The following is a 14017-nucleotide window of genomic DNA, read 5'->3' as shown; positions in this document are numbered from 1 at the left end:
GTAGCTATATCGTCTTGTCTGGGCAAATAACGGCTATCATTCGTCCAGCCAATACATCCCATTCGACCGACTTATATAGGGAAACTGGCACCTCCATAGATTTACCCGCTCCGCTTTCGCCGGTAACGATGAATCAGAGCTGCGCTCCATGATTCCGATTATTGCCCCGATAGAAAGCGCGCTGCGAAGGGATAGGCTGCAAGACCATCCCAGCGATGGCCGCCTTCAAATGAATGGTGGTACAGCCGCTCTTCGTACTCCCAGAGCCTATAAGCATGTCGAGTAAAATCCACCTGCTCCGTCACATTTGCCATCCCGCGTTCTCCGTTGAGCGGATCCTGCGTACCGGTCTCAATAAGTAAAGGCCTCGGCGCGATCAAAGCACCAATGTCGCCCATATCAACAGCATGCCAGAGACGCGGGACATAATTACAGCCGCAGTGTTGGGACTGCTTGAGCAAGGAATCCTTGTATCCGTAAAAATACCCGCTGACGATTGCGCACCCGATCCGTTCATCCATCGCAGCAAGCCATAAGGTTTGCAGGCCGCCCCCGGATAAACCGCCACAGCCGATTTTTTCCGCATCACAGTCTGCACGCCCGCTGATGTAATCGACTAGCCGCATCAAATCCCACGTCCACATCCCAGTTAATGAGCGTCCAAGGCTTATTGCAACATGATTCAATGCCACGCATGTACTATTAAGGAATGCATATTCATCTTCGCGCTGGAGCATAGCCTCCCTTCGCTCTCCGAAGCCTCTGGCATCCGGACAAAAAACGATCATGCCCTGCCGAACGAACGCTTCGCCGTAGCCGTAATTGTAATCGTGAACGGCATCGGCAATCGCTGGGATGTCGGTTCGAGCCGCCGGCGAATATTTACCACCGCTAGAATGACCATGCGGCGTAATTATGGATGGAAGCTTATCGCCGGGCTTCATGCCATCCGGGATAAGCACATAGAACGGCATCCAAATCGACAGCTCCGTTTGAATAAGCCATTTCTCTCGCACATAGCCATTCATCTGCTCGGAGCTCAACATTCGCGGCTCAAGCTCACAGCGCTCCATCTGGTTTAGCCCCGTAATTTCATACAGCTCTGCGACGGTTTCCCGCTTCCAAGCCTTATATTCATCTAATGTCGAAGCCCTTAAGCCTCTGCTTCTGGCTGTGGCTTCAAAGAGGCGCGTTAGCTGCTCCTCAGATGTATAGTAGTGAGTTGTTGGAATCGTTCGATTATTGGACACTACACTTCAACCTCCTTATTCGATTCAACATTCAGCGTTCGTCAGTTCATTCGTAAACATCCGTTTGTATTCGCCTGGGGACATCTTCTGCGCCTCCGATGGCGCATAATGGAATTGGAGCGCGCGCCGCCGATGCGTTGAGAAATTAAACGGCGTACCATGATATAGCAAGCCATGGAAGAACAACGCGCCGCCGGGGTTAAGCGGGATTGCGACATCTTCTTCTACTGGTACGTACCGGTCGCAAATTTGCCAGTCACGAACCGCATAGTGCGGAACTCCGCCATCCCTGTGTGACTGCGGGATCACATGCATACAGCCGTTGCCAAGTCCAGCGTTGTCCAGTGCGATCCAAACGCCGACAACCGCTTTCTCGTAGGACAAGTTCCCGTATGCCATATCTTGATGCCAGGGCTTCTCCCCACCTCCATAGGGCGGCTTAAGAAGCGCTTGGTCTTGTGCTAATTTCACCGGCCCGCCCAGCAACCGTTCGACAACGGATAGAATCGACGGATGATAAGCGGCGGCATGCAGCGCTGTATGCACATCGACAAACTCAGACACTTTACGCACCGCAAGTTCTCGTTCCACATCGGAGGTCAGCTCGTGCTGCGGCTTCGTAAATTGGATTTTCGCCTTTGTTTCCAGATCAAACATCACTTCCATAATCGCCGAAACGGATGCTTCAACCTCACCTTTCTGAAGCACCTGATCGATCGCGATAAACCCTTGTTCTCTGTACGCTTTAACATGTTCTTCCGTAAAATCGTTCAACGACGACAGCGGCGTATAGCACCTGTCAAATCGGTACATCTGCCGGTTGATCTCTTCTGGGTTTTGTAATTTTGTTCGATCCATGCTTCCACACCCATTTCCCATTTATTCCTTTTTTGTTACGATTATCATATCTTTCGTTCAAAGGATTGAAAATGGAAGGAACCGATGCATTTTTGTATGAAAATGCATGAACATACCGAAAGGAGAGCTGCTATTGTTCGCGTTCCGCTGTACAAGTCAGCTAGGCAAAGCCCGTTGTGAGAAAGGATGGGATTGGTCGCCGAAGCTTCCACTTCACGATTATGATTTGTGGTATGCGATGGAAGGCAAAGGAGAGATGTTCATTAATGGCACATGCTATCCGGTCAGCAAGGGCTCCTGTTTTCTGATCCGTCCTGGTGACCGAGTTCATGCCGAACAGGATGAAGAGCAGCGCTTGACGGTCATTTACATCCATTTCACGATACAGGAAGGAAGCTGCGTTACGCTGCCGGGCAGGCACGTGAAGTTCGAGGATACGAGGGTGCCCGAAACTTGCCTGCAGCGGATCGTGGATTTACAGCTGCGCGGCGAAGCCAAGCAAGACGAGGAATTCGATCTGCTCATTCGGCTAGTCATCGTGCATATGCTGCGGCAAGAGGAGGCGATGGCGTCCCCTGTCTCCACGATGCATAAGCAGCTCATTCATAAAGTGATCGATCGTCTTGCAGATGATGAAAAGTCAATCTCCATAGCGGCCTTGGCAGCAGAAGTCAATGTCTCGCCGCGATACTTGAGCCATCTGTTCAAGAAATATACCGGCTACTCGTTGAAAGCGTACATTACGCATGCTCGTATGGAACATGCCCGGTTTCTATTAGCCGAAACGACGATGAACATTACCGAGGTCGCGGCAGCGCTCGAATTTACAGACATCTATCATTTCAGCAAATTATTTAAGCAGCATTACGGAGCCTCACCTTCACGGTTCCGGTTCATCGGTCGTGGCGCCACTAGCCACTACGGAGATTCAACTCCGGAAAAATAAATCAAAGTCCGTTTCGCCCTTATAAGGCCCTCTCTAATGAGGCCAAACTCAATTATAAAAAAAATAGAACTCTGTTCCGATTAAAGAACAGAGTCCCTTGCACTTATTTGCCTCTCATAAATTTCACCAGAATATAAGATTAAGGCAGTCTCCTTGACGGAACCCCAGGAAATCGCAGAGCAAAAGGCATAATGATAATCGTGACCACCACGAGCGCGCCGATTGCCAGCACTCGCTCATATAGAAGTAGCTGTACAAGAAGCGACAGCACGATGCCGCCCAGATTGCCGAACAGGAGCAGCAATCCTGTTACCACGCCTGCAGTTCGCGGCTCTGCCTTGGCCTCGGCGAATGATAGGACAATGGGCAAGTCGGCCAGTAGAAGCAGTCCTGTGAGAGCAAGCAGAGACATAAACAACCAAGCTGGCAAGCCTGCCGCAAGGAAGACTAGCAGCACGACGCTAACCGCGAGCGATAGCACCAGTAAGTGCCTGGCTCGATTCCCTCGCATGGCGAAGTCCGGTAGGAACGCAGCCCCGATAATGCCTGCCGCTGTCATGAGCCCTAGGCCCGTTCCGACCTGCACCGAATTGTAACCGATTGCATCCGCCAGTACCTCAAGCCATGTCGCCAGCGTAATGAAAATCCCAAACCCTGCAAACAGAAGCAGGCTGAATAGGCGCACCCACCGCTGTGACCAAATCTCCCGAAGCGTGCGAATCAGAGGTGCAGGTGCTCCATCCCCCGTCGCTTCCACGTAGAGTGGAGCATGCCGAAGAGCGAGTAACATCGCTGCACAAGCGAATGCACTAACGAAAGCCTGTGTCCAAAGTACGGCAGGAAGTCCGCCCCATTCCATCAGGAAAGGCACCGTCACGTTGGAAATCATAACGCCGACGAACAGGCTAGCCGTGCCAGTAGCAATCGCTATCGGACGTTTTGGCGGTGCCACATAGAGCGCCGCTATTTTGTTAACCGCATTTAGCACTAAGGGCTGCCCCACTGCAATCGCAATCTGACCGATAAGTGAATAGTCATAACCGGGCATAACCCGGATGAACGCACCTACCACGGTAAGTCCCGCTCCCCAGGCTAGCGCGCCGCGGAAGCTACGATCCGCTGCAAAACCAAATGGTATAGATAGAAGAACATAAATAAGCGGAAAAACGAGCGACAGCCACCCGACAGCATCAACCGATACGCCCCACTGCTCTGCAGCATCGGTCGTGACGGGAGTAAACGTAACCCAAAGAATCTGCGTGACAGCCGCAAGCGCGGCATAAGCGATGATGACAGACCAGCGTGATGTTGTTTGGTTCAAGCCGACGCCCCCTTGTTAATTGCTCTCTATAGGAATTGAACTTGTCATTGAGATATTCCTTTCTATTGAATAAATTCCTGTTATGAAAAATAATTATTTTCATCAAAACGCATTCGCAGCAGTGGTCCGCCATTTCTACTGCCACAATCATCAAGCTGGAAATTCCGCGCAATACTGGGATACATCTGCTATCCAAACCTAACATAAACGAAATCTGGCATGAGAAGGCTATGCATGAAGTGATAGTCAAAGGAGTGCCATTACAACCATGCTAAAGAAAATCATCCTATTGGCGGCAATGTCCACTACATTCACTGGATGTCTGCAAAAGTCGCACGAGGCACCTGATCACGTAAGCCAGCCAAATTCGATCTCGAATAAGCGGATTATCGACACCGTGGAGCAGCCCCTACGCATGCAGGCAACGGGTACAGCTATTCGGTTATTTGTGAATGGAAATCAGTCAACAGCTTCCCCGAAAGTGATTAGTGGTGCTACTTATGTTCCCGTACGTGCAGCGGGCGAGCTCCTCAAGAAGACCGTGTCATGGGACGCGGCGACGAAAACGGTCTACATTAATGATCAGAATCAGTCAAGCCCAAAGCCTACGAGTCACACTCTAAAGTTAATTGTTAACGGCAAGCAAGCAACCACCGCCCCTAAAATTATAAATAGCGTTACGTATGTTCCCGTACGAGCAGCCGGTGAACTGCTTATGAAATACGTGACCTGGGATGCCACAATAAGAGCGGTTTATATTAATACCCAAGCGCATAGCAAGGTCATTTACTTCCCAGCAGTCCGCTACCCCCAGACGTCGGCTCATATTAAAAGTGCAATGAGTCGAGGTGAATCCCCGATCTGCACCATTGCTCGGGGAGGAGCTGATCATAATCGGGAGGAGTCACTTAGCGGCATCCCAACTAAAGACGGCTACGATCGAGACGAATTCCCAATGGCCATGTGTGCAGAGGGTGGAGCAGGAGCCGATGTTGCTTATGTTAAGTCCTCAGATAATCGTGGTGCAGGCTCATGGGTAGGCAATCATATGCAGAGTTTCCCTGACGGTACACGCGTACTGATCGTAATGGATACAAACTCAGGTACCGCCGCCCCAGCTAAACCGATTGCGAAACCAACGCCGAAACCAACAACAACACCGAAGCCTGCAACGAAACCCAGTAGCGCTTATTACAAAAACTGCGCTGCCGTAAGAGCCGCAGGTAAAGCTCCGCTACGCCAAGGTCAGCCAGGCTATAGCACCAAACTGGACCGTGACCACGACGGTGTCGCTTGCGAATAATTGCGCCCTACCAAAGAGGCTTCCTAGAAGTTCAATTTGAACTTACGGGAAGCCTCTCTTTTTTCTTGACTAATCAGCCATTCGGGATAAATCCACCTCAATCGAGGAACTTTAATTGCTAATTATTTCTAATGGAGGGAGGCACCTTTTTGTCCACGGAACAGCTCACTCAGTCGTTGCAGAAGAATGAAAGCCTGCTCAGAAATACGTTTAAGGATAGTTACGATATCATCTTCCGGCGTGTCCAAATGTTTGGCGAAATCCAAGCGCTGCTCGTTTATGTAGATGGTTTGGTGGACACCTCGGCACTCGATAATGTCCTGTTAAAGTCTTGGATGTTCGGAACGCCTTCCCTTGAACGAGATAAGCCCATCGCATTTGACAACATATTGGAGCAGCTATTTCCAATTGCAAGCATACAAACAGCGGACAACTTCGAGGATATCGAAAAGGACATCTTGTCCGGCTGTGCTGCCCTATTAATTGACGGCTATGAGTAAACTGTCATTGCAGACTTGAAGGGCTTCGAGCATCGAACCGTCGGAGAGCCTTCCACAGAAGTCACCATACAAGGCCCACGCGAAGGATTTACCGAGAGCATGAACGTGAATACGGCTCTCGTACGCAGGAAGATTCAGAGCAAAGATTTGAAGATGGAGTCCGTAACCGTTGGCAATCTCTCAAGAACGACGATTGTAATCGCCTATATACACGGAGTCGCGCAAGAATCGGTCGTTGAAGAGGTCCGGAATCGCATTCGTAAGGTTCGGATCGATACGGTGCTGAGCGGGAACGTCATTGAGGAGTTTATCGAGGATCAACCGTTTACGGTTTTCCCGCAAGTACAGAAGAGCGAGCGCCCGGATATCGTTGCCTCAAGCCTTGCGGAACGCAAAGTAGCCATATTCATCGACGGCAATCCTCTCGTCCTTATCGTCCCTTGTACATTATGGACTGCCTTCCAGTCGGCTGATGATTACTATGAACGGTTTATCTATGCTTCCTTCACCCGCTGGTTACGAATGCTCTTAATTTTCACTTCTCTATTCCTGCCTTCGTTCTATGTCGCCATTACAACGTTTCACCCTCAATTAATCCCGACAAATTTGCTGCTTAGCATCGCCTCTGCTCGCGAAGGGGTGCCTTTTCCGGCGGTGATCGAAGCGCTGTTGATGGAATTTTTGTTCGAGGGCTTGCGCGAAGCCGGCATACGGATGCCTCGTCAGACAGGTTCGGCCATCAGCATTGTCGGAGCTATCGTTATCGGACAAGCAGCTGTCCAGGCGGGGATCGTATCCGCACCGATGGTTATTGTTGTATCGGTAACCGGAATCGCATCGCTTGTCACGCCGAGATACAACATGGGTATCGCATTTCGTATGCTTCGTTTTCCAATGCTCATCTGTTCGGGGATGTTCGGTTTATATGGCATTACGATGGCGTCCTTATTTCTGCTCATTCATTTAACAAATCTGGAGTCTTTCGGAGTCCCTTATCTAAGTCCGGTCGCTCCAATGGAACGCAGTAAATTAAGAGATATCTTCATCCGAGCCCCATGGTGGACCATACGCACGCAGCCAAGCGGCAAACAAGGAGGCGAATCCAAATGAAACCTCGCGTAGTCGCCCTCCTCTGTGCAGTTAGCTGCATGGCATTCATAACTGGCTGTTGGGATCGGGAAGAACTATCGGATCGCGTATTCGATCTTGCGGCAGCGGCTGATTTGCAGCAGGACGGAACAATTCTGACCTCCGCTCAATTCTTTATCCCTTCCCGGGCAAACACGACTGGCGGTACTTCCGGCGAGAAACCGTTCTTTATCGAGTCGGGTGGCGGACACAGCTATTTTGAGTCCATTCAAATGATGCGGCAAAAGCTTTCTCGCATCGTTACCCGCGGTCATCGACGAAACTTCTACATTGGTGAAGATCTAGCAAAAAAAGGCGTTTATGACATGATGGATGCGTTCACTCGGGATCCAGGCAACCGCATCCGTATGGACATTTGGGTGGTCAAAGGCAATACGGGCTTGGATGTGCTGCAAGTGCCTTACCCGCTGGAGAAAATCCCTTCCGTCGCATCGGTCAAAATCCATCGTGCGGTTGGCGGCTCTATAGGCACATCATATCTCGGCTTCTTGCTCGCTTCGAATGAAGAAGGCAGCTGCCCTACTTTGCCGGCCGTTGATATCGTGCAGGGAGCTTCCCCGCAAAGAACGATCCGATTCTATGGACGTGCGCTGTTTAACCACGATTATAAACTCGTCGGATATTTGAATTTTATCGAGGCCTCCTATCGCCTGTGGATGCTTAATGGACTCAAGTACCTTGACTTAGCTGAACGCTTCCCGGATCAAGGCGGCGGAATCGTCGGTGTCCATGTCACCCAATTTGGCAGCAAGCTAACAAGCAGCATCTCTGGGACAAACAAAGTAAAGATGGAGATTGAGCTTACTGGCGGAGGGCATGTCGGCGAGAACGAGACGAAGCTAGACCTAAGCAAACAGGAACATCTCCAGATCGTGCAGGATCGGTTCAATGCGAAGACGAGCGAGCATGTCCTCGAGATGATCAAGAAGGTGCAGAAGCAATATGGTACCGACGTACTCGGCTTCAGCACCGTTCTAAATCGGCAGCATCCGATGCGTGGGAACAAATGAAGGGACAATGGGAGGCGATTTTCCCAAATGTTGAAGTAACGGTCCATGTCAATTTGAAATTAAAGCATATCGGCCTCGTGGGTCCGGCGCTAATAAGTGAAAAGTGAGTGATAGGATGAAGATCTCGGGTTATCAGCTATTTTGGCTCGTATATACGCTCGATTACGGGAAGACTGCCATATTCACCATATCACCCGCAATACTAGCAGCGAAACAAGACGCTTGGCTGTCCATCATCGCTGCGAGCTTGATCGGTTTAGTGACGACCTATATTGCCGTGAAAGTCAGCTTGCTCCATCCGAAGCAAACGTTTATTCAATACACGCAAACTATTCTAGGAAAGTGGCTCGGAACCGTCATCCTCATCCCGATCTTCCTGATGTGGATTGCGATCACAGGCTTGATATTAAGAGAGTTTGCAGATTTCGTCTTCATTGCCTTATTCAGCAAGACGCCGCTCTGGACGATCAGCCTCATCATGCTAGCTGCCGTTGTTTACATCACTTCCACAGGCGGGCTTACCAGCATAGGCCGATGCAGCGAAATTATCGGACCGATTAGCATCATCGGCAGCCTGCTCATTATTTTGCTTAGCGTGAAGGATTGGAACTTGTTCAATCTATTGCCGGTATATGCCAATACGGGCTTGCTGCCCATTATGAAAGGAAGCTTATTTCCAGCCTCCTTCATCGCGGAATCGTTCATGATCGTCATGCTGATCGCCTTCTTGCCTAAACCAGAGCGTGCGATGGCGGCATCTATATTGGGCGTTACAGCTGCCTCCATTTCCATCCTGTTCATCACTTTCATCGTCATCTTGGTCTTTGGCCCGCATTTGGCAGGGCATTTTGTTTACCCCATCTATTCCGTCGTCACCTATATTTCGGTCATGGAGTTTATTCAGAATATTGATGTCATCATCGTCCTGCTCTGGATCATCGGCATCTTCATCAAACTCGCCCTCTATTTCTTCGTGACCAGCTACGGTACGGCACAATTGTTACGCTTTCCGAAATGGAAGAAGAGTATATGGCTCATAACGCCAATCGTATTTGCCATCTCTCTCATACCGCGAAATATTGACGATACAATCGATTTCGCTAACTTTTGGCGTGATGTGATCTTCCCCGTCAATTTGGTCGGCATCCCGATATTGTTATGGATTGTTGGGTCGATTCGCAAGAAATACCGCGCAAATGCAAAAACCGTATGAAGCTCTAAGCTCCATACGGTTTTGTATTTTTAAAGCACTCTTCTTCCCCACATAATCCGATCATCCCAATTGCCCAGCAGCTTCGTAATCGTGACCCCAGGATTCCCATACGTCTGAAGCACCTGATTATTGCCGATATAGAGCCCGACATGTCCGACGATATTGTTCGTCTTGTACCGGCCCGGCGTATAGAAGAAGACGATATCGCCAGGGATAAAGTTCTTACGTGACACATATTTGCCTACGGTCGATTGTGAACGCGAGGAACGTGGCAGATCCACCCCGACATGCTTGAAAATATGCTGTATAAACGAGGAGCAATCGAACTTGCGGCTCTCCGCATAGGCCGCTGCATTGAATTTGTAATCCACGCCCATGTAACGCTTCCCATACGAGATGACCTCGTCGACTTTATCCTGATCGGCCGTGTTGTTCCCGTTCTCGACATCATTGCCATTGTTGCCGTTATTGCTGTTGTTGCCGTTATTTCCGTTATTGCCAGGTCGGCCTCCACCGATGTAATTCCCGTATTCATCATAGTTGTCGGGATTATCGTAGTCGGGATTGTCATCGCCCGTGCTCATATCCGTCGACTGGGCACGGAACTGATTCGTTCCAGGAGGTGTATTCACTAGCTCATTCGTAGGCGGCTGATGCTTCTGCGCCTCAATAATAACCGTACTGCTGCCGGAGTCCCATCGAACAGGCTGCTGGATGAGCTGAGACAAGGAGCGAAGCTCCAGACAGACGTTGTTGTCAATCATTCGCGGCGCATCACTCAGCAGAATCTGCTGATCGCCAATCTTCGCTTGTTTCGAGCCTACTTTAAACGTGTAAACCGGATCTGCATACCCCATTGAAGCGACGTGATTTTTCGGATTCTCATCGAAGCGGTACTGCATATATGTAGCCGCCCGCTCCGCAGGTATCCATACGCCGCCCTTCTCTTCCCAATGCCTCGTCTTAATCGTGGATGCTTGTCCTTGCGCTTTCAAATTAACGACTGAGCCTGCTGTGTTATTCTTTGTGACGGTGCTGCCGCCGCTGCCGCTGCCGCTGCCGCTGCCGGACGAGCACGAAGTAAGAAGCAGTACAGTGCTCGCAAGCAGCATCGAACGTTTCAGCATCTATCGTTCCTCCCTTTTATGGTGATCAGCCACTTGTGGTTTGATTTTCCACACGGACATGTAGTATCACCTCAAAGGCAGCGAACTATGCGCCTGCAAGCAATTGCCCTGCTGCCCATTCCTCACTCGCCGCGAGTACATATGCTGACGGAAAGGAGTGAACTTAAGGTGCCACAGTATCGGATCATCGTTGATTTATCCGACCGCCAATTATATTTGTTGGATGGCAATATTGTCGTCAGAGGTTTCCCTGTAGGTATAGGCAAGATGCTCACAAGGACGCCAACTGGCGAATACGAGATTATTAACAAGCAGCCGAACCCCGGTGGCCCTTTCGGCGTGCTATGGATGGGCTTGTCTAAGCCGCATTACGGCATCCACGGAACGAGTGATCCAGGCTCGATTGGCAGAATGGTATCCCACGGCTGCATCCGAATGTATAATGAGGATGTTCTGGCATTGTCCGCACTTGTCCCGATTCATACGCGAGTGACCATACGGCCATAATCACATCGCTTCCGTTTAAAATGCACCTCAAGCTCATGCAACATTGTGACATGTTGGTGCGTCTACATAGTACAAAGGCAAATCAAGGAATCCAATAACTTTCGAGGTGAATGAATGTGAAAAAACCGCTACTCGTCATAACCATGCTTGTTGTGCTGTTTCTGGCTGTAACTCAGTCTGTGTGGGCGTTCTCCGATACGAAGAATGATCCGAATGATGCGAAAATCACAGAGCTGCAGAAACGCGGTATTTTGAATGGCAATGCGAGCAAGAATGATCAATTTGCGCCAAACGGCACGCTGACTTATGCTGCAGGCATTACAATGCTGGTGAAAGGGCTTGGGCTGAACATTGATGATCTCCGTTTCTTCAAAAAGCCTGAAGTGTCCGACAGCTTCTCCATGATGAAGAATGATGCCTGGTATGCAGATACCTTCATTATCGCGGCGTACAATTCGCTCGATCTCGCTAGGGATACGAACCCTGCAGCGAACATGACACGCGAGCAGTTCGCGCATCATCTTTACAAAGCGCTCATTCGCTCAGGAGACTTTGCCTTCGACGATCTCGGAGTCGTATTGAAGGATGAGGCTGACGTAAATCCAACTTTCATGGGCAGCATTCAAACGTTGATCACAACGCATATTATTGGGATAGATGCGAGCCAGAAGTTCAATCCGAAAGCCGCTATTACGCGTAGCGAAGCTGCTGGCTGGCTCTACAATACAATTAAATTCGTGGAGGACCAACCATCGATGCCAGTTGAACAACCGGACTCGTCACCGCTCTTTGATGTGAAGCTTACAACGACAGCTGTTAATAACGATGTCAATGCTGTAACGGTGTCCGCTCAGGCACCGAATCCAGGCTACGGCGTACGAATTTCCTCGATCTCCTTCGAGGGCGATCAAGCCATTATTTATGTAGAGCCAACTTACCCGGATAAGGATAAAATGTACCCGCAGGTCATTACCGAAGTGAAAGCAGTCACTTATGTATCTTCTGCCTTCAAGCCAGTTCTCGGCGTATCTGGCAATTCCATTGGCGGCTCGACCGGAATCATCGGAGATAACGGCACCTCTGCCGCGGATTCTGATGGGACTGCGACATCAGCTGCGGAGAATCAATAAAAGCGAAGAAAGACCCTTCTAGCGAACTAATCGTTCGCTAGAAGGGTCTTTCGTTGTTAGGGCATAAAACCTGCCTGCCCGAAGTAAACTGCTCCTTCGGGCATATGCCGCTTCAGCTCGTCGACGAAGCGGTCCGCCGTCTCCGGCGTATAGAGCTCGCCATGGCCGAGCTCCCCATAACGCTCGGCCATCCCCAGCTGCGCCGAGCGCTTCCCGTTGCTGCCATCGCCGCGGAAGAAGTCGTCGACGACGACGCGCGGTGCCGCTTCCGCCAGCAGCGCGGGGAACGCTTCGCTGCATGGCAGCAGCGGTGACACGGCTGCTTGCACGGCGATGCCCGCTTCGCGAAGCGAGCGAAGCGCGCGCAGCCTTGCGGCGATTGGCGGCGCCGCAGGTGTCAGCTCTTTGCGGACGGATTCGAGGTCCGTTTCCACCGTCATGCTGACACGAACATGAGCGCCAAGTCGCTGCAGCAAGTCGATGTCTCGCTCGACAAGCGGACTGCGCGTCTGAACGATCACGAATGCAGGTGGCGCTTCGACCATCACCTCAAGCACTCGGCGCGTCACCTGCTCTTTGAATTCCGCAGGCTGGTAAGGGTCGGTCGCGGATGACATAAAGACGGTCACTTCACCTTTGGATAGCGCTTTATGCCACTCTTTGCGGAACTGCGCCTCATCCAGCGGCTTGGCGTCCACCCACTCCCCCCACGGCTCGTTCCGAAACAGCGCAATGGGCATTCGCCTTACATAACAATAGGAACATCCGAAAGCGCAGCCCGTATACGGATTCAGCGTGTAGCTATAACCTGTCAAATAACCGGATGCCGGGTTAAGCAGGCGGATAGGCGCTTTCTTCTTCATACTCGCCGGCTTCGAATCAGCCATCTCTCGCAGCCTCCCTACCTAGCAGCTTCAGCCTCAGTTACGCGATTAGCTGCATCCTGCTGCACTGTATGTTCTTTGATCGCCCAATCAATCTCTAGCATGCCGAGTTCACGCAAATACCCATTCGCACGCGAGAACGGCTTGCTTCCGAAGAAACCGCGTCGCGCGGCAAAAGGACTCGGATGCGCCGATTCAATCACACGGTGCCGGCTCGCATCAATAGAAGCTGCCTTCTCCTGCGCATGCTTGCCCCACAGGATGAACACAATTGGCAGCTCTCTCGCATTCAGTGCCGCAATGACAGCATTGGTGAACCTCTCCCAGCCGATTCCCTTATGCGATGCAGGCTCTCCGGCTCTCACCGTCAATACCGTATTGAGCATCAGCACACCCTGTTTCGCCCACGATTCCAGACAGCCGTGCTCCGCAATCTCGCAGCCGAGGTCCTCCTTCAGCTCTTTATACATATTTTGCAGCGATGGCGGTGTCTTGACTCCGTGCCTCACAGAGAAGCTAAGTCCGTGCGCCTGACCCGGCCCATGATAGGGGTCTTGCCCAATAATGACGACACGGGTAGCCGCATATGGCGTGAACTTCAGCGAATTAAATACATCGACCTGATCCGGATAGATCGTCTCCGATTCATATTGCTCCGTAAGCTGCGACATGAGCTGCGTGAAGTAAAGCTTCTGCGACTCCTCCATCAGTACGAATGACCAGTCATTCACAACATTCCAATGCATAACGTCCTCCATATAATGAAATAAAAACCTCCCCTGCAGCCATTCTGACTTTCAATCAGAAAGAAGCAAAGGA

11 protein-coding genes and 3 pseudogenes are annotated in these 14017 nt (G+C 50.8%); 8 read left to right on the top strand and 6 right to left on the bottom strand.

Annotated elements, in window-relative coordinates:
* Positions 1 to 158: 158 nt before the first annotated feature.
* Complete coding sequence (locus BMY11_RS07110) at positions 159 to 1250, bottom strand: alpha/beta hydrolase family protein (RefSeq protein ID WP_090573789.1); 1092 nt, start codon at positions 1248 to 1250, stop codon at positions 159 to 161.
* 24 nt (positions 1251 to 1274) lie between these two features.
* Complete coding sequence (locus tag BMY11_RS07105; protein WP_177182541.1) at positions 1275 to 2108, bottom strand: phytanoyl-CoA dioxygenase family protein; 834 nt, start codon at positions 2106 to 2108, stop codon at positions 1275 to 1277.
* Positions 2109 to 2214: 106 nt separating this feature from the next.
* Here BMY11_RS07105 and BMY11_RS07100 point away from each other — a divergent pair, with 106 nt between their 5' ends.
* A complete protein-coding gene (locus BMY11_RS07100; RefSeq protein ID WP_090573787.1) occupies positions 2215 to 3054 on the top strand; it encodes an AraC family transcriptional regulator in 840 nt (279 codons plus the stop codon).
* A gap of 139 nt (positions 3055 to 3193) precedes the next feature.
* Here the strand turns inward: BMY11_RS07100 and BMY11_RS07095 are convergent, their stop codons facing one another.
* Positions 3194 to 4375: an MFS transporter gene (locus tag BMY11_RS07095; RefSeq protein WP_090573786.1), complete on the bottom strand. Its 1182-nt coding sequence runs from the start codon at positions 4373 to 4375 to the stop codon at positions 3194 to 3196.
* A gap of 268 nt (positions 4376 to 4643) precedes the next feature.
* Between BMY11_RS07095 and BMY11_RS29680 the strand changes: the two are divergent.
* The 5 genes and pseudogenes from BMY11_RS29680 to BMY11_RS07070 all read left to right on the top strand — a co-directional run.
* Positions 4644 to 5465 (top strand): annotated as a pseudogene (locus BMY11_RS29680) (stalk domain-containing protein); the annotation flags it as partial.
* Positions 5463 to 5678 (top strand): excalibur calcium-binding domain-containing protein, encoded by a 216-nt coding sequence (locus BMY11_RS29215; RefSeq protein ID WP_256217377.1) that lies wholly within the window; start codon positions 5463 to 5465, stop codon positions 5676 to 5678. The pseudogene BMY11_RS29680 and the gene BMY11_RS29215, both read left to right, overlap by 3 nt.
* Before the next feature lie 131 nt (positions 5679 to 5809).
* Positions 5810 to 7288 (top strand): annotated as a pseudogene (locus BMY11_RS07080) (spore germination protein).
* Positions 7234 to 8444 (top strand): annotated as a pseudogene (locus BMY11_RS07075) (Ger(x)C family spore germination protein). Before BMY11_RS07080 ends, BMY11_RS07075 begins: the two co-directional pseudogenes overlap by 55 nt.
* Before the next feature lie 8 nt (positions 8445 to 8452).
* Positions 8453 to 9550, top strand: a complete 1098-nt coding sequence (locus BMY11_RS07070) for a GerAB/ArcD/ProY family transporter (protein ID WP_090573781.1) — start codon at positions 8453 to 8455, stop codon at positions 9548 to 9550.
* A 29-nt stretch (positions 9551 to 9579) separates the two neighbouring features.
* Here BMY11_RS07070 and BMY11_RS07065 read toward each other — a convergent pair whose 3' ends face one another.
* Entirely contained in the window at positions 9580 to 10677 is a 1098-nt protein-coding gene (locus BMY11_RS07065) for a C40 family peptidase (protein WP_090573780.1), read from the bottom strand.
* A gap of 168 nt (positions 10678 to 10845) precedes the next feature.
* On the opposite strand from BMY11_RS07065, the gene BMY11_RS07060 reads away from it, so the two are divergent.
* Both BMY11_RS07060 and BMY11_RS07055 read left to right on the top strand, forming a co-directional pair.
* Positions 10846 to 11184, top strand: a complete 339-nt coding sequence (locus BMY11_RS07060; protein WP_090573779.1) for a L,D-transpeptidase — start codon at positions 10846 to 10848, stop codon at positions 11182 to 11184.
* Positions 11185 to 11294: 110 nt separating this feature from the next.
* Positions 11295 to 12314, top strand: coding sequence for an S-layer homology domain-containing protein (locus tag BMY11_RS07055; RefSeq protein WP_090573778.1), 1020 nt, complete (start codon positions 11295 to 11297; stop codon positions 12312 to 12314).
* A gap of 56 nt (positions 12315 to 12370) precedes the next feature.
* Here BMY11_RS07055 and BMY11_RS07050 read toward each other — a convergent pair whose 3' ends face one another.
* Together BMY11_RS07050 and BMY11_RS07045 are read right to left on the bottom strand one after the other, a co-directional pair.
* Positions 12371 to 13201 carry an SPL family radical SAM protein gene (locus BMY11_RS07050; protein WP_256217344.1) on the bottom strand — a complete coding sequence of 277 codons (831 nt, stop codon included), beginning with the start codon at positions 13199 to 13201 and terminating at the stop codon, positions 12371 to 12373.
* Positions 13202 to 13215: 14 nt separating this feature from the next.
* Positions 13216 to 13944, bottom strand: coding sequence for a uracil-DNA glycosylase (locus BMY11_RS07045; protein ID WP_090574414.1), 729 nt, complete (start codon positions 13942 to 13944; stop codon positions 13216 to 13218).
* Positions 13945 to 14017 lie beyond the last annotated feature (73 nt).

This window comes from Paenibacillus sp. OV219 (genome assembly GCF_900110075.1).
GTDB lineage: Bacteria > Bacillota > Bacilli > Paenibacillales > Paenibacillaceae > Paenibacillus_Z.
This window is presented reverse-complemented; position numbering and strand designations above follow the sequence as displayed.